Below are 16,693 nucleotides of genomic sequence, written 5' to 3' on the forward strand. Positions count from 1 at the left end.
CCCGAACCACGACACCCCCGCCGCTCGGAGTCGCCTGCGCCGTCTCGGCGGTGCTGGAGGCCCTGGAAGCCGCCCCCGGGCCCGGGCCGTCGTACGGAGGGCGGCTACGGGGACTGTTCCGGGAACGGCCCCGGCCCCGTGCCCGGTTCCGCGGCGAGGCGGCGCTCCAGCCGGGTGATGGCGGCCCGTACGCCGTTGCCGTACCCGTCGTCGGACAGCGCGCCGGTGGCGGCGCGGGCCCGGGCCAGGTGGACCCGGGCCGCCTCGGGGCGCCGCAGCTTGACGTAGTCGGCGGCGATGCTGAGGTGGAGGGACGGGTAGAACACCCGCATCGCCCGCCGCGGCTCGGCGGTCCGCCCGGCCGGGATCCCCTCCCCCGGGGCGGCCCCGGCGGCGGCGCCGTGGGCGGCGGTCAGGGCCCGCAGGTCCCAGGCCAGCTCCTCGGCGGGATCGTCCTGCGCGTCGGCCAGGTAGTGCGCGAGCGTGCAGCGGTGGAGGGAGTCTCCTTCCACGCCGATCTCGGACCAGATCGCGCCGAGCCGGTTGCGGGCCTCCTCGCGGTCCCCCGCGTGCAGCAGGATGACGGCCTGGCCGATCCGGGTCATGACGGCGTCCTCCGACGCCTCCTGCTGCTCCGTCAACGCGGCCTCCGGCTCACTCCGCCGGACCTGCGCCGGTCCGGTCGTCACGAAGCTAGCCGGAGGCACCGGCAATGCCGCCGAGGCGCGGGGGGAGGTCAGCCGAGGTCGGGAATCCGCCAGTCGATCGGCTCATGGCCCTGGGCGGCGACGGCCGCGTCGATCTGCGTGAAGGGGCGGGAGCCGAAGAACTTCTTGGCCGACAGCGGGGACGGGTGGGCACCCTTGACGACCGCGTGCCGCTCCTCGTCGATGAGCGGGAGCTTCTTCTGGGCGTAGGCGCCCCACAGGACGAACACCGCCGGGTCGGGACGGTCGGAGACCGCGCGGATCACCGCGTCGGTGAACTTCTCCCAGCCCTTGGCCTTGTGCGAGTTGGGCTCGGCCTCCCGGACGGTGAGCACCGCGTTGAGCAGCAGGACACCCTGCCGGGCCCACGGCATCAGGTACCCGTTGTCGGGGACCGGCAGGCCGAGTTCCTCCTTCATCTCCTTGTAGATGTTGCGGAGGGAAGGCGGGGTCTTGACGCCCGGCTGCACGGAGAAGCACAGGCCGTGGCCCTGGCCCGCGCCGTGGTAGGGGTCCTGTCCGAGGACCAGCACCTTCACCTGGTCGAAGGGGGTGGCCTCCAGGGCCGCGAAGACCTGCTCGCGGGGCGGGTAGACCGGCCCGTTGGCCCGCTCCTTCTCGACGAACTCGGTGAGTTCCCTGAAGTAGGGCTGGTCCAGCTCTCCGCCGAGGACGGGGAGCCAGGACTCGGGCAGCATCTGGGTCACGGGGACAACCTCCGGTACAAGTTCGTGCGACTGCTCCAGAACCTACCGGGGGCCACTGACAGCGCCTCGCCCACCCGCTCCGGTGCGCGGCCGCCCCCGGCCGCGCACCGATCCCGCGACCGCCGCCTACCAGCTGGTCTTGCGGTACAGCTCCCACATCTGCATGGCCGTCTGCGGGTCGAGCGCCCGCTCGGCGCCCGCGATGTCGTCGCGCGCGGCGACGTACAGCTTGCCCTGCCACAGCGGCAGGAGGCGGACGTCCTCGGCGAAGATCTGCTGTGCCTGCTCGAACTCGCGGATGCCGGCCGAGCGGTCGCCCTCTCGGCGGGACTTCGGCAGCAGCTCGTTGATGATCTGCGCGGGCTCGTACGGTGTACCGACCGCGTTCTCCTTGCCGACGAACGGCGCGATGAAGTTGTCGGGGTCCGGGAAGTCGGGGAACCAGCCGCGGCCGAAGATGGGGTACTCCCCGCCCTTGTAGCCCTCCTGGAAGGTCTTCCAGGGCTGGCCGCGCAGCGTGATCCGGAAGAGGTTGCTCTCGTCGAGCTGCCGCTTGAGCTCGGTGAACTCGTCGGCCGTCGAGGCGCCGTAGCGGTCGGTGGTGTACCAGAAGGTCAGGTCCACCGGCTGGGTGATCCCCGCGTCCTTGAGGATCTTCTTCGCCTTGGCGACGTCCGAGTGGCCGTACTTGTCGAAGAACGGCGTCTTGTGGCCGACGACCCCCTTGGGAACCATCGAGTACAGCGGCTCGGCGGTGCCCTGGTAGACCTTGGACACCAGCGTGCCGCGGTCGATGACCTGGGCGATCGCCTGGCGGACGGCGAGCTTGTTGACCTGCGGGTCCTTCGGGTTGAAGACCAGGTAGCGGATCTCGGCGCCGACGTTCTCGACGACCTGGACCCCCTGCGAGTGGGCTTCGGGGGCCTGGAGCGCCCGGACCTCCGCGGCGGAGAGGCCCCGGTAGGTGGCGTCGATCTCCTTCGCCTTCAGGTCCGCGATCATCTTCACGGAGTCCTTGAAGTAACGGATCGTGACGGCGTCGTTGCGGCGGTTGGCGAAGCCCGCGTAGCTGCCGTTGCGGCTGAGGACCGCTTCGGCGCCGTCCTTGTACGAGTCGAGCACGTACGGGCCGGAGCCGGTGACCTTGTCGTCCTCGCGGACCTTGTCGGCCGGGTAGTCCTTCGGCGCGACGAGCGAGGCGGCCGGCGAGCCCAGCACGTAGGGGAACGTCGCGTCCGGGGTCTTCAGGTGGAAGACGACGGTCAGCGGGTCCGGGGTCTCGATCTTGTCCAGCGTGCCGAAGAGGTCCTTGGGACCCAGCTTGTGGCCGATGGTCCGGATCCGGTCGAGAGAGTGCTTGACGGCCTTGGCGTCCAGGGCCTCGCCGTTGGAGAACTTCAGTCCCTTGCGCAGGGTGCACCGGTACGACTCGTTCGCCGTGTCCGTGAACTCGCAGCCCTGGGCGGCGTCCGGCTGGGGCTTGGTGGAGCCCGTCGGGAAGGCCAGCAGGGTCTGGTAGACGTTCCGGTACAGCTCCCAGGAGCCGTCCCATGCGGCCGCCGGATCGAGGGTGCTCGGGGCGCTGGTCGTGCCGACGACGATTCGTTTCTGATCGCCACCGCTGTCGTCCGAGAGCAGGCCGCATCCGGCGAGCAGGGATATGGACGCAAGGGCCGCAGTGATCTGCAGGCATCTGGTCCGGTTGAACACGTGCACGCTCCTCGATCAGCCAGGGGTGCGGCAGACCCTACCGCAGTGCCCCACGAATCCAATGGATAGGTTTCGTGGGGCACTTGACCGGTTCCGTGCATATTCGGTATGCATTTGACTCTCCCCAGGAGGTCAAAGCGTCCGATTATCGGTCAGTGCACTCCGGCATTGAGGAACATTCCTCCGTCAATGACGAGAGTTTGCCCAGTGATCCATTCCGCTTGTGCAGATGTCAGGAACGCCGCGGCCCCCCCGATGTCCTCCGGGACCCCGAGCCGGCCGAGCGGATAGGCCGCCGCGGCCTCCTGCTCGCGCCCCTCGTAGAGCGCCTGGGCGAACTTCGTCTTGACCACCGCGGGGGCGATCGCGTTCACCCGGACACCGGGTGCCATCTCGTGGGCGAGCTGGAGGGTGAGGTTGACCATGGCGGCCTTGCTCATCCCGTACGCCCCGATGAAGGGCGAGGCCGAGACGCCGGCGATCGAGGCGATGTTCACGATCGCCCCGCCGTGGTCCTTCTGCCACGCGTGCCAGGTCCGCTGCGCGAAGCCCAGCGCGGAGATCACGTTGGTCTCGAAGACCTTGCGCGCCACCCCCAGGTCGAGGTCCGCGATCGGACCGAAGACCGGGTTCGTGCCGGCGTTGTTCACCAGGAAGTCGACCCGCCCGAAGGCCTCCATGGTCCGCTCCACGGCGACGGCCTGGTGGGCCTCGTCGTGCGCCTTCCCGGCGACCCCGATGACCCGGTCCGCGCCGAGCCGCTCCACGGCCTCCTTGAGGGCCTCTTCGTTGCGCCCGGTGATGCAGAGCCGGTCGCCGCGGGCGACCAGCGCCTCGGCGACGCCGAAGCCGATGCCCCGGCTCGCGCCGGTGATCAGCGCGACCCTGCCGCTGTCGATGCCTTCGTACGTCATGACGTGCGCCCTGCCTCTCGTCAGTTGAGCGGGCCGCCGGCCACGTACATGACCTGGCCGGAGACGAAGCCGGCGGCCTCGCCCGTGAAGAACGCGATCGCGTTGGCGATGTCGTCCGGACGGCCGACCCGCTGGACGGGGATCTGGGTGGCGGCGGCCGCCTGGAAGTCCTCGAAGCCCATGCCCACGCGGGCGGCCGTCTGGGCGGTCATCTCGGTGACGATGAAGCCGGGGGCGACGGCGTTGGCGGTGACGCCGAACTTGCCGAGCTCGATGGCCAGGGTCTTGGTGAAGCCCTGCAGACCGGCCTTGGCGGCGGCGTAGTTGGCCTGCCCGCGATTGCCGAGCGCCGAGCTGCTGGAGAGGTTCACGATCCGGCCGAACTTGGCCTCGACCATGTACTTCTGACAGGCCTTCGACATCAGGAACGCCCCGCGCAGGTGCACGTTCATGACCGTGTCCCAGTCGGTCTCGGTCATCTTGAAGAGGAGGTTGTCGCGCAGCACGCCCGCGTTGTTGACGAGGACGGTCGGGGCGCCGAGGGTGCTCGCGACGCGCTCGACGGCCGCCTCCACCTGCGCGGCGTCGGAGACGTCGCAGCCGACCGCCAGGGCCGTGCCGCCGGCCGCCGTGATCGCCTCCAGGGTGTCCTTGCAGGCCGCTTCGTCGAGGTCGAGTACGGCGACGGCCCGGCCTTCGGCGGCCAGGCGTACGGCGGTGGCCGCGCCGATGCCCCGGGCCGCCCCGGTCACGATCGCGACGCGCTGCTCGGTGGTGGACATGCTGGATCTCCTCGCCCTTGAGAGGCGGCCGCCCAAAGGTGAGCAACCGCTTAGTAGCTTCAGCTGAGGAGACGCTAGGAGCCCTGGCACCCGGTGTCAACGGGGGTCCGCCCCGCCCGGGCCGGCGGAGGCGGCACGGTCGGGGCGGAGGCCCCCCGGACGGAGGCGCGGGGACCTGCGCCGGAACGGCGGAGCGGTCCCGACGGGATCGAAGGAGACGGCTCAGAGGACCAGCAGGCCCAGGAGCCGGTCCACCTCCGCGGCGGGGTCGGCCGTCAGGCCGGTGTGCACTGGGCCCGGCTGGACCACGGTGCTCCGCGGCGCGATCAGCCAGCGGAACCGGCGGCCCGCGTCGTCGCCGGCCGCCTGCCCGGCGCCCTCCCCGCCGACGCACACGCCCTCGACCCCGCGCAGTGCGGCCCGTACCCCGGCCACGTCGGCCTCCGGGTCCAGGGCGAGGAGCTTGGCCTCGTCGAGGTGGGTGCGGGCGGCCACGTACGCGTGGGCCCGGCTGTAGACGATCACTCCGGCGTTGAAGCACTCGCCCCGTTCCATCCGGGGCACCACCCGCACCAGCGCGTACTCGAACACGTCCCGCTTGATCACTCGCTGTCGCTCTTCTTCCGGTGGGGCTGGGGGGCAAGACGCTCGGCGAGCCATCCGGGAGGGCCGGACCGCGGCCTCGCCTCGGCCTCCATGGTGATCCTCTCGTGGATGGTGGCCGCGCGCGGCAGCAACACCTCCACGTAGGCGCGGCGCAGGGCGTCGGTGGTGTCGAAACCGGGCTCGTCGACCAGCCATTCGTCGGGAACGTCGGCCGCCACCTCGGTGAGCAGTTCCTCGGTGACGAGCGGGGCGAGGGCGGCGGCCGCCGCCGCGACGTCCGGTCCGACGGGGGCCAGTACGTGGTCGGAGGCGTTGTAGGGCTTGGCGGCGGCGGCTCCGGCCGTGGGCCAGTTGTGGTGCCAGATCATGGTGGCGCCGTGGTCGATGAGCCAGAGGTCGCCGTGCCAGACCAGCATGTTGGGGTTGCGCCAGGACCGGTCGACGTTGTTGATCAGGGCGTCGAACCAGACCACGCGCCCGGCCTCGACCGGGTCCACCTGGTACGCGAGCGGATCGAAGCCGATCGACCCGGGCAGGTAGTCCATGCCGAGGTTGAGCCCGCCGCTGGCCTTCAGCAGCTCCTGGACCTCCTGGTCGGGCTCGCCGAGCCCGATCACGGGGTCGAGCTGCATCTGGACCAGCCGCGGGACCCTCAGCCCCAGCCGCTGGGCGAGGCGCCCGCAGATGACTTCGGCGACCAGGGTCTTGCGGCCCTGGCCGGCTCCGGTGAACTTCATGACGTAGGTACCGAGGTCGTCGGCCTCGACGATTCCCGGGAGCGAGCCGCCCTCACGCAGGGGCGTGACGTAACGGGTCGCGATCACTTCGGACAGCATCCGCCCAGGTTACGGGGGTCAGGCCGGTCGGGCCCACAGCTCGAGGAGTTCCTCTGCCGTGGTGATGGTCGCGACCAGCCCGAGCGAGTTGCGGACCACCTCGGCGGTGACGGAGGCGGGCACCCCGGCGATGGCGTCGGCCGGGACCACGACCCGGTAGCCGAGGTTGACGGCGTCGAAGACGGTGTTCGGGATCGCGATGTTGGAGGAGACCCCGGTGACGACGAGCGTACGGACGCCCAGGTTGCGCAGGAGCGCGTCCAGGTCGGTGCCGGACATCGGCGACAGCCCGTGCAGCCGCCGCACCACCAGGTCCTGTTCGGCCACCACGATCGGGGCCGCGACCTCCACCGCCCGGCTGCCGGTCAGCTGGCGGACGGGCAGCTTCCCCGCGGCCCGGAACAGCCGCGCGTTGGTGTTGGACCCGAGCCCGTCCGGACGCCGCTCGGCGACCGCGTGCAGCACCTGTACGCCGGCCCCGCGCGCGGCGTCGGCCAGCGCGGCCACCCGCGCCAGGACGCCCGAGTCCCGGGCTTCCTTGGCCAGATCGGGCAGCGCGCTCTCCTCGCCGACGACGCCGTTCTGGCACTCGACGGTGAGCAGTGCGGTGGTGGCGGGATCGAGATCCGGCATGGCTCCCCCTGGCGCGGCGACGGAAGAGCCCGCATGATTCCTGACAGACAGTCAGATGTGAAGGGGCGCGGGCCGGATGGACGACGACGCACGCTTGAACGACACACCCACGGACGGAGCACTCTCGGACGGCACACCCACGGACGGCACACCTCCGGACGGAGCCCTCCCGGACGGGGCGCAGCGGCGGGGCCGCCGCATCATGATGACCGGGGAGGAGGTGGACGCCTTCCTGCGCGAGCAGCGCACCTGCCGGGTGGCCACGGTCTCCCCGGACGGGCGCCCGCACGTGGGCGCCCTGTGGTTCGCCTGGGACGGCAGTTCGCTGTGGCTGTACTCGATCACCCGCAGCCGGCGCTGGGCCGACCTGCGCAAGGACCCCCGGATCTCGGTGGTCGTGGACTCCGGGGAGTCGTACGACGAGCTGCGCGGCGTGGAGCTGTCGGGCAGCGCCGTCTTCGTGGGCGAGGCCCCGCGCACAGGTGAGCCGTGCCCGGAACTGGCCGAGGCCGAGCGGATCTTCCCGGTCAAGAACTTCGGGATCGAGGAGATGCCGCACGACGGCCGTCACGCCTGGATCCGCCTCACCCCCGAGTCGGTCGTCTCCTGGGACTTCCGCAAGATCTAGGGGTTCGCCGGAAGGGGCGCGCCGGGGCAGAACCGCGCGGGCGGGTCTACACCCGGGCGGCCGCCGCCCGTCGCAGCGCGTCGGCCGCGGCCCGGATGGAGGGGCGCCGGTCGGCGTCCGCGCGCCAGACGGCGTACACGTGACGGCGGACGCTGTCGCTGACGGGCAGCAGCCGGACCCCTTCCGGCACCGGGCCGCGGCCCAGCCGGGGCGCCACACACACCCCGAGCCCGGCCTCGACGAAGGCCAGCTGGGTGTGGTGCTCCTCGGCGATGTGCGCGATGCGGGGTTCGGTGCCCGTGCCGCGCAGGGTGAAGACCAGCCACTCGTGACAGAACTGACCCTCGTTCCAGGAGATCCAGTCGTCGTCGGCGAAGTCCGCCAGCGAGATCTCGGTCCGCCCGGCCAGCCGGTGGCCGGCCGGTACGGCGATGTCCACGGAGTCGTCGAGCAGGTGGGTCCGGATGAGTTCCGCGGGCACCGGCATCCGTTTGTTGTACCAGTCGATGGCCAGCGCCATGTCGAGGTCCCCGCGGACCACCGCGGCCATGCTCTCCTCCGGCTCCCGCTCGCGCGCCAGGGCGCGGAGCTCGGGGTGGTCCGCGCGCAGGACGGACAGGGCGCCGGGCAGCAGGCCGCGCATGGCGGTCGGAAAGGCGCCGATCCGCAGCTCGCCGACCGCGCAGCCGCGCTGGGCCTCGACATCGGCCTGGGCGAGCTCGACCTGGGAGATGATCCGGGCCGCGTGGCCGGCGAGGAGCCGCCCGGCGTCGGTGAGCCGGATGCCGCGCCCGTTCCTCGCCACCAGGGGCTGACCGACTTCGCGTTCCAGCTTGGCCATCTGCTGCGATACGGCCGAGGTGGTGACGTGCAGGCCGTCCGCCGCTCCGCCGACGGAGCCGTGGCGGGCGAGGGCATCGAGGGTGCGCAGGCGCTCCAGGTTCAACATGTAAGCAATGCTACGACGTTGCCCCGACGAACTCTCGCTTGTCCTACGAAGTTGATACGCGCACAGTAGGGCCATGAGCGCACCCGCGGCCCCCCGCCCCACCTCCACGGCACCCTCCACCGACCCGGCCGGCGCCGCCCCGGCCGGTCTGCCGTCCGGCCGTCGCGCCCGACTCCTCGACTGGCGCGTGCGCTTCGCGGTCCTCTCGGTGGTCTGGGGCTTCAGCTTCCTGCTGATCAAAGTCGGCACCGAGGCGTACGCCCCGTTCCACGTGGCCCTGGGCCGAGTGCTGTTCGGCGCGCTCGCGCTGCTCGCCGTCCTGCTGGTGCGCCGGGAGCCGCTTCCCCGGGGCCTGCGCACCTGGGGGCACCTGACGGTGGCGGCGCTGCTGCTCAACACGCTGCCGTTCTCGCTCTTCGCGTTCGCGGAGCTGAGCATCCCCTCCAGCCTGGCCGGGATCTGCAACGCGACGTCCCCGCTGTGGGGCATGGCGCTCTCGCTGGTGGCGCTGTCGGAGGACCGCCCCACCCGGCGCCGCTTCGCCGGCCTGGGCCTGGGCTTCCTCGGCGTCCTCACCGTCCTCGGCGCCTGGCAGGGCTTCTCGGGGGTCGACGGCAAGGGCACCGCGCTCGCCCTGCTGGCCTCGCTCTGCTACCCCATCGGCTGGATCTACGTCCGCCGTACGCTGGCCGGCACCCCGGGCTCCCCGGTGGCCATGACCGGAGCCCAGCTGCTGGTCTCCACGCTCCAGCTGACCCTGGTCAGCGCCCTGTTCACCTCGGCCCCCTCGTCGTTCCCGCTCTGGCCGACCCTCTCGGTGATCGCGCTGGGCGCCCTGGGCACCGGACTGGCCCTCCAGATGCAGTACGGGCTGGTGACGGAGGTCGGCCCGACGACGGCCCAGATGGTCACCTACTTCATCCCGGTGATCGCCACGGCGGCGGGCGTCCTGGTCCTGGGCGAACAACTGCACTGGAACACCCCGGTCGGTGCCCTCGTCGTCCTGGCCGGCGCCGCCCTCACCCAGACCCGTCCCGCGGCCCGCAAGCCCGTCTGACCCGGTCTCCCTACCCGGCCTCCCACCCGGCCTGCGACCCGGCCCGCGACCCGGGGCGAACGCCGCCACCCGGCGGTACGGCTCCGCCGGACGGTCCCCCGGGGCCATGCGGGCCGCCGACGCGGTCGGCGCGCACCGGCCCCGCGCCGGTCGGTCAGTCGTAGCGGACGCCCGACGCCCCCGGGCGGACCGCCGCCGCCACCGCGTCGGCCAGCTCCGCGACGTCCGCGGGCCGCAGCTGCGACACCGTCAGCCGCACCCCCGGTCCGGACTCGACGCGGAACCGGGCCCCCGCGGCCACCGCCCAGCCCGCGCCGAGCAGCCGGGTCACGGCGCCCGTCTCGTCGGCGACCGGCACCCACACGTTCATGCCGCTCCGCCCGTGCGCCGCCACGCCCCGCTCCCGCAATGCGGCGACCAGCGCGCCCCGCCGTTCACCGTACGAGCGCGCCACGGCCTCCCGGTCCACGGCGCCGGAGGACCACAGCTCGACGACCGCGTACTGGAGCAGCCGGCTCACCCACCCGGGGCCCAGCCGCTGCCGCCCGCGCACCCGGTCCAGGGTCACCGCGTCCCCCGTGAGCACCGCGAGCCGCAGGTCGGGCCCGTACGCCTTGGCCGTGGAGCGGACCAGCGCCCAGTGCCGGGTCACCCCGCCCAGGGGGTGCAGCGGCAGGTCGACGAAGCCGTGCCCGTGGTCGTCCTCGATCACCAGCACCTCGGGGCGGTCCGCCAGGAGTCCCCGCAGCTCAGCCGCCCGCTCCGCGCTCACCGCGGCCCCGGTCGGGTTCTGCGCCCGCGCGGTCACCACCAGCGCCCTGGCCCCGGCCGCCAGGGCCCGCGCCAGGGCGTCCGTGCGGGGCCCGTCGTCGTCCACCGCCACCGGCAGCACGCGCAGTCCCAGCGCCGGGGCGAGGTCCAGCACGCTCCCCCAGCCCGGGTCCTCGACGGCCACGGCGTCGCCCGGTCGCAGGTGCGCGGCCAGTACCCGCTCGATGGCGTCCAGGGCGCCCGAGGCGAGCGCGACCGGCCCGTCCGGTACGCCGTCCGCGTCGAGGCCGGCCCGGGCCAGGCGGGCCAGTTCGGGGGCGACCGGGTCCTGGCCGTAGAGGGTCGGCCGGCGCGCGGACGTCCGGGCGGCAGCGGCGAGCGCTCCGTCGAGCGGGGGCAGCAGTGCCACGTCCGGATTTCCGTCGGTGAGGTCCCGTACGCCCGCGGGCACCTCCGTCCGCAGCGCGTCCCGCGGCGCGCTCGACGGCCGCGGCCGCACCCGGCTGCCGCGCCGCCCGTCGGTCTCGATGACCCCGCGTTCGCGCAGCGTCCGGTAGGCGGCGGCCACGGTGTTCGGGTTGACCCCGAGCCGGGCGGCCAGTTCCCGCATGGGCGGCAGCAGCGTTCCGGGCGCGAGGGCGCCCGAGCCGACGCCCGCCTCCACGCTGGCCGCGATATCCGATGCGCCGCGTCCTGTGATTCGATACTCTCCTAGCACAAAGCACATTATGCACTAATACAATGGAGACGGCCAGGATGACCACCACATCGACCGCAGGGGCGACGGAGGCGACCGGATCGGCGCCCGCCGGGGCCTACGAGCCCACTGACCGCACGGTCCCCTCCCGGTCCCGCGAACGCGCGCACTACGACCGCGAGACGGTCCACTCGATCCTCGACCAGGCCTACGTGTGCCACCTCGGGTTCGTCCGCGACGGCGCGCCCGTGGTGCTGCCCACGCTCTTCGCCCGCGTCGGCGAGTCCCTGTACATCCATGGTTCGACCGGCTCGCGCCCGCTGCTCGCCGCCGGGCGCCGCGACCCCGGCCTGCCCGTCTGCGTCACCGTGACCCACCTCGACGGCCTGGTGCTGGCCCGGTCTGCGTTCCACCACTCGCTCAACTACCGCTCGGTGCTGGTCCACGGCACCGCTCACCAGGTCACGGACGAGGCGGAGTGCCGGCTGGCCCTGGACGCCCTCGTCGACCACGTCGTCCCGGGCCGCTCCGCCGACTCCCGGCCGGCGAACGCCAGGGAGCTCGCGGCCACCGCCGTGATCCGCCTGGACCTGACCGAGGTGTCCGCGAAGATCCGCACCGGCGGCCCGAACGACGACGCCGAGGACCTCGCCCTCCCGTACTGGGCGGGCGTGGTCCCCGTCGCTCCGGCGTACGGGACGCCGGAACCCGCGGCCGACCTGGCCCCCGGCACCGTCCTGCCGGGCTACCTCGCCGCGCGCTGAGGGCCGCTCCGCGGCGCGGCGGGCCCGCGTTCCGGGTCACCGCCCGGTCCGGCCGGCCCGCCCGCCGGGCGGCGGGACTCCGCCCCGATCAGCGCCCCGACGGCCGTGAGGAGCAGTACGGTTCCCAGCACCACGGCGCCGGTCAGCCGCTCGCCGAGTACCAGGACGGCGATCACCGCCGCGCTGACCGGCTCGATCAGCATGATCACGGAGACGGTCGCCGCCCGCACGGCGGCCGCCCCGGTGAAGTAGAGGGCGTACGCCAGCGCCGTCGGGACGACGGCCACGTACACCAGCAGCCACAGCACGCGCCCGAGTTCGGCGGTGTGCGGCAGCAGCCCCTCCAGTGCGGCGAGCGGCAACAGGCACACCGTGCCCACCCCGACCGACCAGGCAGTGGTGATCAGCGGGTCACCGCCCGCCCCGCGCTGCCCGAGCCACCGGGCCCGCAGGGTCATGGCCGCGTATCCGGCGGCGGACAGCAGCGCCCAGCCGACGCCGAGCGGCCGCACCTCCCCGCCCCCGCTGCCCATAACCAGCACGGCCAGCCCGGCCAGCGCCCCGACCACGGCGGCGGTCCCGCCGCGGCCGAGCCGCTCGGCCATCCAGTACCGGGCGCCGAGCGCGATGAGCACCGGCCCGGCCCCGAGGGTGACCACGGTCCCGACGGCGAGACCGGTCTCGCGGACGGCGGCGAAGTAGGCGGCCTGGAAGAGGGTGAACAACAGCCCGGTCGAGATCAGCGAGGGCACCGAGGGCCGCGACCGCCGGGCACCGGATCGGGGCCGGCGCCGTACGGCGAGCACGGCCAGCAGCACGGCGAGCCCGCCCGCGCAGCGCCAGAAGGACAGCGAGAGCGGGCCGAGATCACTGGCCAGGAAGAGGAGCGAGGCGGCCGCTCCGGCGGTGCCCCAGGCGGCTCCGGCGAGAACGAGGTAGAGCAGACTGCGCCCGGCGGCGGGCGAATGGTTCGACACGTGTGGTCTCCGCGCGTGCGTGAAGGATGAAGGGAAGGGTCATCGCTTCGCGGGCAGCGCGCACCCGCCCGGGAACACCCGGGCCGGGGCTGTCGTACGTGGAAGTGCCGCCCGCGCCTAGGCGGCGGGAGGCGGAAGCACGGTCATCGGCATGGTCCGCACCCTATGCCGTGGTCGTCTCGCGGTCCAGCACGGCCGGGTCGACCGCCGCGGGCGGGGTGGGCCGGGAGGACTGAGCGATGAAGGCACCGCCGAGCACCAGCGCCCCGCCGGCGATCTGCCAGGTCGAGAGGTACTCGCCGAGCAGGATCCAGGCCAGCACCGTCGCGATGACCGCCTCCAGGCAGGCCACGACCCCCGCGACCTGCGGGGAGAGCCTGCGCACCGACACCACGCCGGTCAGGTAGGCCAGTACGGTCGCGACGAGGACCACCCAGCCCAGCAGGATCCCGGCCGGGAGCATGGTCCCGTTCAGCGAGGCCTCCGCGGCCAGCACCCCCCAGTCCATCTCCCAGGGCCGGGAGATCACCGTCATCACCAGGGTGCCGATGAGCATCCCGTACGCGATCACGCCCAGCGGGTCGGGGACGTCGTCCCCGTCGGCGCCCTGGTCGGCGAAGACGAAGTAGAAGGCCTGGCAGCAGGCCGCGGCGAGGCCGAGCAGGACCCCGAGCGGGTCCAGGCTCAGCCCGGCCCAGATCTCGACGACGCAGGCGAGGCCCACGACGGCCACGGCCGCGCCGACGGCGGCCGCCCTCGTGACGGGCTTGCGCTGTACGAACCGGATCCAGCCGAGCAGCAGCGCCGGGCCCAGGTACTCCAGCAGCAGGGCCACGCCCACCGGGATGCGCGACAGGGAGGCGAAATAGAAGGCCTGTACGCCCGCGACGCCGATCAGCCCGAAGCCCGCGAGCAGCGCGGGTTTGCGGCGCAGCAGATCGCGGTGGCGCCAGGCGAGCGGCGACAGCACGAGCGCTGCCCCGGCCACCCTGAGCCAGACTGTGTGGAGGGGGTCCAGACCCGCCTCGATCAGCGGCTTCGCCGCCACTCCGGAACCACCGAACGCGAACGCCGAGACGAGGGCGAGGCCCAGTCCGGCGTGTCTCCCTGACGCTTGCATCGGGCCATCATGGCAGGGCTCGTCAGGAGCGTCACCGAGGTGACGCCTGTTGAGACGCGGCGGCCGGCCGACCGGAGGAGACCGACGATATCTGACAGGTCGTCAGTATTGAATGTTCCGCCCACCGGGGCTACCTTCCGCCGCACGTACCCGACGAGAAGGGGTGGTCGCATGGCCGAAGTCACCGCGGAGTCACGCATCGAGGCGCCCGCCGCGAAGCTCTGGTCCCAGCTGACGGACTGGGACGCGTACGGCCAGTGGAGCATGACCCACACCAATTTTCCGAAGGGCGGCCCGGAGACCCTCGCACTCGGCTCCACCTTCGCCGAGAACATGAAGATGATGGGGTTCCCGGCCGAGGTCGTCTGGACGGTCTCGGAACTGGAGGACGAACGCCTCTTCGCCATCACCGGCAAGGGGCCGATGGGCGTGGCCGTCCTGACCCGCTACACCCTGGTCCCGGACGGCGGGGCCACCACGGTCCGCATCGACGGCGAGTTCACGGGGGCCGCCGTGTCCCTGATGGCCGGCAAACTCAAGGACTCGGCCACCGCCGCGCTGAACGAATCGCTGCGCCGGCTCGCCGGCCTGGTCGCCTGACTCCCTCCGGCCCCGTTCGCGGGTACGCCTCAGCGCCCCGCGAGAGGACTCGCGGGGCGCCGCTCCGTGCGTACGGCCCGTACGGCTCGGACCCCGTGCGGAGCCGGCCGGTCAGTGTTCGTCGGCCAGGATCAGGTAGAGCTTCTTGCGGGCGTCGTTGACGACCGCGACCGCCTTCTCGCGCTGCTCGGGCGAGCCGGTCTTGAAGACCTGCCCGAAAGCCTCCATCAGACCGATACCGGCCGTCCGGACCTCCTGCATCGCCTCGAAGTCGAAGCCGCGCCCGGCGTCCGCCCACGGGGCGTCCGGCCCCGACTCGGCCTCGGCGCGGCCCGCGTCGGTGAGCGTGAACAGCTTCTTGCCGCCCTCGCTCTCCGCCGTGATGAGACCCTCGTCCTCCAGCAGTTGCAGGGTCGGGTAGACCGACCCCGGGCTGGGTTTCCAGGCCCCGCCACTGCGCTCGCCGATCTCCTGGATCATCTCGTAGCCGTGCATCGACCGGTCGGCGAGCAGCGCCAGGATCGAGGCGCGCACGTCACCGCGCCGCGCCCGGCCCCGCGGTCCGCCGCGTCCACCACCCCGCCCGCCGAAGGGCCCGCCTGCGAAGGGCGGCCCGAACGGCCCGAAGGCGGCGCGGCGCCCCTGGAACTCCTCCCGACGATCGGGCCCGCAGTGGCCGTGGCCCCGTCCGTGGTCGTGTCCGTGCTGTCCGTGTGAACGCATGACCGCGCTCCTTTCGTCACTGTGTTCCGTCGTCATCGGTTGTCCGATACCTCCACTATCACTGACCGATCGCGATGCGTCAACGATATATCGGAAACCATCTCACCGAACAGTTCTGCCCTGCGGGGGGAGGCCGAGGCGACGACCGCCCGGGGCGTCAGCTCCGTACGGGCGGCGCCGATTAGCCGCAGGTGGACGCCGACGGGCAGGAGGGCGTCACGGACGCCGCCCCTCCCGCGGCAGCGCGCGGACCAGCCGGAGGAGCCCCCGGCGTCCCGCCGCGGGCAGGACCGTCGCGTCCGTCACGATGTGCGCCACGTGCGCGGCAGCCCCGGCGTCCAGCGGCGCAGGGCCCTCGGGACCTCCAGCCCCGCCAGGACGAACGGGTCGACGGCGCGGAAACCCGGTGCGGGCGGGAGCCGGCGCGGCGACTCCCGCACCACAGAGGGCTCGGCGTGCGGGAGCCGGCCGGTCGCGCCGGGCCGGGCGAGGGCCGGGCCCCGGCCGCGCCTACGGGGGACCGTCCCCGCGGCACGCCCGTCCGAAGCACCAGCACCGGCACCGGCACCGGCACCGGCACCGAACCCCCGCATACCGGACAGCCAGGCACGCCGGATTGGCCTTTGTCCGCCGCCGCGCAGGGGCCCTACCGTCGGAACATGCGCATCCGAATCGTCGACGCCTTCACCGACCGCCCCTTCCGCGGGAACCCCGCGGCCGTCCTGCTCCTCGAAGCGGGCTTCCCCCCGGACACCTGGCTCCAGCAGGTCGCCTCCGAGATGAACCTCTCCGAGACCGCCTTCGCCCACCCCCTGCCGCCCGGCGGGGACGCCGACTGGGCCCTGCGCTGGTTCACCCCCGCGGCCGAGGTCGACATGTGCGGCCACGCAACCCTCGCCACCGCCCACGTCCTCGCGTCGAACGGCCTGGCCACCGGCCTGATCCGGTTCGCCGCCCGCTGCGGCGTCCTGACGGCCGGGACCGGCGCCGACGGCTCGATCACGATGGACTTCCCGACGTCCTCCCTGACCCCCGTGGAGGCACCGGCCTCCGTGGGCCACGCGCTCGGCGGCGCACCGATCCTCTCCGTCCACGACACCGCCGCCCACATCGGCGACCTGCTCATCGAGCTCGCCGACGAGAGGACCGTCCGGGAGCTGGAGCCGGATCACGCCGCGCTGCGCGCCTTCGCCAAGCGCGGGGTGATCGTCACCGCGGCGGCCGAGGACCCCTCCCTCGGGTACGACTTCGTCTCCCGCGGCTTCTTCCCCGCGTTCGGGATCGACGAGGACCCGGTCACCGGCAGCGCGCACACCGCGCTCGCCCCGTTCTGGGCGCGGCGCCTGGGCCGCACCGAGCTGACCGGCCTCCAGGGCGGGGCCCGCCAAGGGCGCGTACGGGTCACCCTGGCGGGCGAGCGCACCCTGCTGGGCGGTCACGCGGTGACCGTCCTCGACGGCGAACTCCTCACCGCGCCCTGATCCGGCCGCCGCGCACGCCGTGCCGGTCCGC

Annotated in this window: 18 protein-coding genes; 5 read left to right on the forward strand and 13 right to left on the reverse strand. The window is 73.1% G+C overall.

Translation table 11 applies throughout. The features are described 5' to 3' along the window. Positions 1 to 104: 104 nt before the first annotated feature. The 8 genes from ACFWW8_RS31500 to ACFWW8_RS31535 all read right to left on the reverse strand — a co-directional run bounded on the left by ACFWW8_RS31500 (position 105) and on the right by ACFWW8_RS31535 (position 6,895). Complete coding sequence (locus ACFWW8_RS31500; RefSeq protein ID WP_386534314.1) at positions 105 to 641, reverse strand: hypothetical protein; 537 nt, start codon at positions 639 to 641, stop codon at positions 105 to 107. A gap of 95 nt (positions 642 to 736) precedes the next feature. Next, a complete protein-coding gene (gene ung / locus ACFWW8_RS31505) occupies positions 737 to 1,405 on the reverse strand; it encodes a uracil-DNA glycosylase (protein WP_383929479.1) in 669 nt (222 codons plus the stop codon). A 135-nt stretch (positions 1,406 to 1,540) separates the two neighbouring features. Then, positions 1,541 to 3,124, reverse strand: coding sequence for an ABC transporter substrate-binding protein (locus tag ACFWW8_RS31510; protein WP_386534316.1), 1,584 nt, complete (start codon positions 3,122 to 3,124; stop codon positions 1,541 to 1,543). Positions 3,125 to 3,276: 152 nt separating this feature from the next. Then, the gene (locus ACFWW8_RS31515; RefSeq protein ID WP_386534319.1) at positions 3,277 to 4,038 is read right to left on the reverse strand and encodes an SDR family oxidoreductase; all 762 of its coding nucleotides are present in this window, start codon (positions 4,036 to 4,038) and stop codon (positions 3,277 to 3,279) included. A 20-nt stretch (positions 4,039 to 4,058) separates the two neighbouring features. Next, positions 4,059 to 4,820, reverse strand: a complete 762-nt coding sequence (fabG, locus tag ACFWW8_RS31520; RefSeq protein WP_386534321.1) for a 3-oxoacyl-ACP reductase FabG — start codon at positions 4,818 to 4,820, stop codon at positions 4,059 to 4,061. 222 nt (positions 4,821 to 5,042) lie between these two features. Continuing rightward, entirely contained in the window at positions 5,043 to 5,426 is a 384-nt protein-coding gene (locus ACFWW8_RS31525; protein WP_386534324.1) for a DUF3037 domain-containing protein, read from the reverse strand. After that, on the reverse strand, positions 5,423 to 6,262 hold the full coding sequence (locus ACFWW8_RS31530; protein WP_386534325.1) for a HipA family kinase: 840 nt from the start codon (positions 6,260 to 6,262) through the stop codon (positions 5,423 to 5,425). The genes ACFWW8_RS31525 and ACFWW8_RS31530 overlap by 4 nt, the downstream gene beginning before the upstream one ends. A gap of 18 nt (positions 6,263 to 6,280) precedes the next feature. Further along, positions 6,281 to 6,895: an isochorismatase family protein gene (locus tag ACFWW8_RS31535; protein WP_386534328.1), complete on the reverse strand. Its 615-nt coding sequence runs from the start codon at positions 6,893 to 6,895 to the stop codon at positions 6,281 to 6,283. 202 nt (positions 6,896 to 7,097) lie between these two features. Here ACFWW8_RS31535 and ACFWW8_RS31540 point away from each other — a divergent pair, with 202 nt between their 5' ends. Beyond that, positions 7,098 to 7,523, forward strand: a complete 426-nt coding sequence (locus tag ACFWW8_RS31540; RefSeq protein ID WP_386534390.1) for a pyridoxamine 5'-phosphate oxidase family protein — start codon at positions 7,098 to 7,100, stop codon at positions 7,521 to 7,523. 46 nt (positions 7,524 to 7,569) lie between these two features. Here ACFWW8_RS31540 and ACFWW8_RS31545 read toward each other — a convergent pair whose 3' ends face one another. Beyond that, positions 7,570 to 8,472 carry a LysR family transcriptional regulator gene (locus ACFWW8_RS31545; protein ID WP_386534331.1) on the reverse strand — a complete coding sequence of 301 codons (903 nt, stop codon included), beginning with the start codon at positions 8,470 to 8,472 and terminating at the stop codon, positions 7,570 to 7,572. A 73-nt stretch (positions 8,473 to 8,545) separates the two neighbouring features. On the opposite strand from ACFWW8_RS31545, the gene ACFWW8_RS31550 reads away from it, so the two are divergent. Beyond that, a complete protein-coding gene (locus ACFWW8_RS31550; RefSeq protein ID WP_386534333.1) occupies positions 8,546 to 9,529 on the forward strand; it encodes a DMT family transporter in 984 nt (327 codons plus the stop codon). 154 nt (positions 9,530 to 9,683) lie between these two features. Here the strand turns inward: ACFWW8_RS31550 and ACFWW8_RS31555 are convergent, their stop codons facing one another. Beyond that, the gene (locus ACFWW8_RS31555; RefSeq protein ID WP_386534335.1) at positions 9,684 to 11,018 is read right to left on the reverse strand and encodes an aminotransferase class I/II-fold pyridoxal phosphate-dependent enzyme; all 1,335 of its coding nucleotides are present in this window, start codon (positions 11,016 to 11,018) and stop codon (positions 9,684 to 9,686) included. A gap of 38 nt (positions 11,019 to 11,056) precedes the next feature. On the opposite strand from ACFWW8_RS31555, the gene ACFWW8_RS31560 reads away from it, so the two are divergent. Then, on the forward strand, positions 11,057 to 11,761 hold the full coding sequence (locus ACFWW8_RS31560) for a pyridoxamine 5'-phosphate oxidase family protein (protein ID WP_386534338.1): 705 nt from the start codon (positions 11,057 to 11,059) through the stop codon (positions 11,759 to 11,761). Here the strand turns inward: ACFWW8_RS31560 and ACFWW8_RS31565 are convergent. Continuing rightward, positions 11,743 to 12,738, reverse strand: coding sequence for a DMT family transporter (locus ACFWW8_RS31565; RefSeq protein ID WP_386534340.1), 996 nt, complete (start codon positions 12,736 to 12,738; stop codon positions 11,743 to 11,745). The genes ACFWW8_RS31560 and ACFWW8_RS31565 overlap by 19 nt on opposite strands. Before the next feature lie 163 nt (positions 12,739 to 12,901). Next, the gene (locus tag ACFWW8_RS31570; RefSeq protein WP_386534343.1) at positions 12,902 to 13,858 is read right to left on the reverse strand and encodes a DMT family transporter; all 957 of its coding nucleotides are present in this window, start codon (positions 13,856 to 13,858) and stop codon (positions 12,902 to 12,904) included. A 171-nt stretch (positions 13,859 to 14,029) separates the two neighbouring features. On the opposite strand from ACFWW8_RS31570, the gene ACFWW8_RS31575 reads away from it, so the two are divergent. Next, positions 14,030 to 14,458: an SRPBCC family protein gene (locus ACFWW8_RS31575; protein ID WP_386534346.1), complete on the forward strand. Its 429-nt coding sequence runs from the start codon at positions 14,030 to 14,032 to the stop codon at positions 14,456 to 14,458. A gap of 111 nt (positions 14,459 to 14,569) precedes the next feature. Here the strand turns inward: ACFWW8_RS31575 and ACFWW8_RS31580 are convergent, their stop codons facing one another. Next, positions 14,570 to 15,181 (reverse strand): PadR family transcriptional regulator, encoded by a 612-nt coding sequence (locus ACFWW8_RS31580; RefSeq protein ID WP_386534348.1) that lies wholly within the window; start codon positions 15,179 to 15,181, stop codon positions 14,570 to 14,572. 659 nt (positions 15,182 to 15,840) lie between these two features. On the opposite strand from ACFWW8_RS31580, the gene ACFWW8_RS31585 reads away from it, so the two are divergent. After that, complete coding sequence (locus ACFWW8_RS31585; RefSeq protein WP_386534351.1) at positions 15,841 to 16,662, forward strand: PhzF family phenazine biosynthesis protein; 822 nt, start codon at positions 15,841 to 15,843, stop codon at positions 16,660 to 16,662. The last annotated feature ends 31 nt before the right edge of the window (positions 16,663 to 16,693 follow it).

The sequence above is a fragment of the Streptomyces sp. NPDC058701 genome (assembly GCF_042715295.1).
GTDB lineage: Bacteria > Actinomycetota > Actinomycetes > Streptomycetales > Streptomycetaceae > Streptomyces.

Excerpts from the sequence above, each read along its gene's own strand:
- ung (WP_383929479.1), bottom strand. The coding sequence starts at position 1,405 with ATGCTGCCCGAGTCCTGGCTCCCCGTCCTCGGCGGAGAGCTGGACCAG.
- ACFWW8_RS31515 (WP_386534319.1), bottom strand. The coding sequence starts at position 4,038 with ATGACGTACGAAGGCATCGACAGCGGCAGGGTCGCGCTGATCACCGGC.
- fabG (WP_386534321.1), bottom strand. The coding sequence starts at position 4,820 with ATGTCCACCACCGAGCAGCGCGTCGCGATCGTGACCGGGGCGGCCCGG.
- ACFWW8_RS31530 (WP_386534325.1), bottom strand. The coding sequence starts at position 6,262 with ATGCTGTCCGAAGTGATCGCGACCCGTTACGTCACGCCCCTGCGTGAG.
- ACFWW8_RS31535 (WP_386534328.1), bottom strand. The coding sequence starts at position 6,895 with ATGCCGGATCTCGATCCCGCCACCACCGCACTGCTCACCGTCGAGTGC.
- ACFWW8_RS31540 (WP_386534390.1), top strand. The coding sequence starts at position 7,098 with ATGATGACCGGGGAGGAGGTGGACGCCTTCCTGCGCGAGCAGCGCACC.
- ACFWW8_RS31545 (WP_386534331.1), bottom strand. The coding sequence starts at position 8,472 with ATGTTGAACCTGGAGCGCCTGCGCACCCTCGATGCCCTCGCCCGCCAC.
- ACFWW8_RS31550 (WP_386534333.1), top strand. The coding sequence starts at position 8,546 with ATGAGCGCACCCGCGGCCCCCCGCCCCACCTCCACGGCACCCTCCACC.
- ACFWW8_RS31560 (WP_386534338.1), top strand. The coding sequence starts at position 11,057 with ATGACCACCACATCGACCGCAGGGGCGACGGAGGCGACCGGATCGGCG.
- ACFWW8_RS31570 (WP_386534343.1), bottom strand. The coding sequence starts at position 13,858 with ATGCAAGCGTCAGGGAGACACGCCGGACTGGGCCTCGCCCTCGTCTCG.
- ACFWW8_RS31575 (WP_386534346.1), top strand. The coding sequence starts at position 14,030 with ATGGCCGAAGTCACCGCGGAGTCACGCATCGAGGCGCCCGCCGCGAAG.
- ACFWW8_RS31580 (WP_386534348.1), bottom strand. The coding sequence starts at position 15,181 with ATGCGTTCACACGGACAGCACGGACACGACCACGGACGGGGCCACGGC.
- ACFWW8_RS31585 (WP_386534351.1), top strand. The coding sequence starts at position 15,841 with ATGCGCATCCGAATCGTCGACGCCTTCACCGACCGCCCCTTCCGCGGG.